Origin of the sequence: Streptomyces rugosispiralis (genome assembly GCF_024505145.1) — a bacterium.
GTDB lineage: Bacteria > Actinomycetota > Actinomycetes > Streptomycetales > Streptomycetaceae > Streptomyces > Streptomyces rugosispiralis.
On sequence record NZ_JANIAA010000176.1, the window covers coordinates 1 to 974 of the forward strand.

Consider the following 974-nt stretch of genomic DNA (forward strand, 5'->3'; position numbering starts at 1 on the left):
ACCGGTGCTCCGGTGGTGGAGAGTTGGGCGAGGCTGGTGAGGAAGCGGTGGGGGCCGCCGTCGTCGCGTCGGAGGGTGCCGGTGATGGTGGTGTGTGTGGTGGGGTGGGTTTCGGTGGTGTCTTGGATGGCGGTGGTGAGGACGGGGTGGGTGCTGATTTCGATGAAGGTTCGGTAGCCGTGGTCGAGGAGGGTTTGGGTGGCTTGGTGGAAGCGGACGGTGTCGCGGAGGTTGCGGTACCAGTAGTCGGTGGTGATGTGGGTGGGGTCGGTCCATTCGGCGTTGACGGTGGACATCCAGGGGATGTGGCCGGGGGAGGTGGTGATGTCGTGGAGTAGTTGGTGGAGTTGGTTTTTGATGGTGTCGACGTGTGCGGAGTGTCCGGCGAAGTCGACGCCGGGGAGTTGCCAGCGGTAGATCTTGGCTTTGGAGAGGGTTTTGCCGAATTCGGTGAGTGCTTGGGGGTCTCCGGATATGGAGACGGAGGTGGGGCCGTTGATGGCGGCGATCCAGAGGTGTCCGTCCCAGGGGGTGAGGGCTTCTTGGATCCATTCCGGGGTGGTGAGGATGGACATCATGGCGCCGTGTCCGGTGAGGTGGTGGGCGATGGTTTGGCTGCGGAGGGTGACGATTTTGGCGGCGGTGGGGAGGGTGAGGTGTCCGGCGATGTGGGCGGCGGCGATTTCGCCTTGGGAGTGGCCGATGACGGCGTCGGGGTGGATGCCGTTGGCCTGCCAGAGTGCGGCGAGGGAGACCATGATGGCGAAGGTGGTGGGTTGGAGGACGTCGACGCGGTCGAGTGAGGGTGCGTCGGGTGCGCCGGTGATGACGTCGATGAGGTTCCAGTCGGTGTAGGGGGCGAGGGCTTCGGCGCATTGGTGGAGGTGTTGGGCGAAGACGGGTGAGGTGCCCAGGAGTTGGGCTCCCATGCCCGTCCATTGCGCGCCTTGACCGGGGAAGACGAAGACCGTCTT

Annotated in this window: 1 protein-coding gene; it reads right to left on the reverse strand. The window is 64.9% G+C overall.

From position 1 onward, the window contains the following. Positions 1-929, reverse strand: a 929-nt coding sequence (locus NP777_RS46920) for an acyltransferase domain-containing protein (RefSeq protein WP_256656328.1), incomplete at its 3' end; no start/stop codon positions are given. Between the last annotated feature and the right edge of the window lie 45 nt (positions 930-974).